Raw genomic sequence first — 237 nt, 5'->3', positions numbered from 1 at the left:
AAGTAGACGACCGTCTTTTCATGCTCTTTAAGTAACTAAATATACAGGTTACATGATAATAACCACTGACAATAATCGAAATCAACTCGAGACCCATACCTCTTTTGAGCGTTTTTTAGCTGTTGTCAGTTTCTATGGCGGTGATCTGAATGAAACTTTTATCACCAAAGCTGACCTAGTTAATAAAACATATTCAATAAAATGGCAACTAGCTAACCTTTCAACTCGTGGTAGAAC

The 237-nt window shown here is 35.9% G+C and carries 1 protein-coding gene; it reads left to right on the top strand.

Going from position 1 to position 237, the window contains the following annotated elements; genetic code table 11:
- Positions 1-52: 52 nt before the first annotated feature.
- Positions 53-237, top strand: a 185-nt coding sequence (locus AAEY62_RS24720; RefSeq protein ID WP_350637137.1) for a hypothetical protein, incomplete at its 3' end; no start/stop codon positions are given.

This window comes from Pseudoalteromonas sp. GW168-MNA-CIBAN-0100 (assembly GCF_040309225.1).
GTDB lineage: Bacteria > Pseudomonadota > Gammaproteobacteria > Enterobacterales > Alteromonadaceae > Pseudoalteromonas > Pseudoalteromonas arctica.
This window is presented reverse-complemented; position numbering and strand designations above follow the sequence as displayed.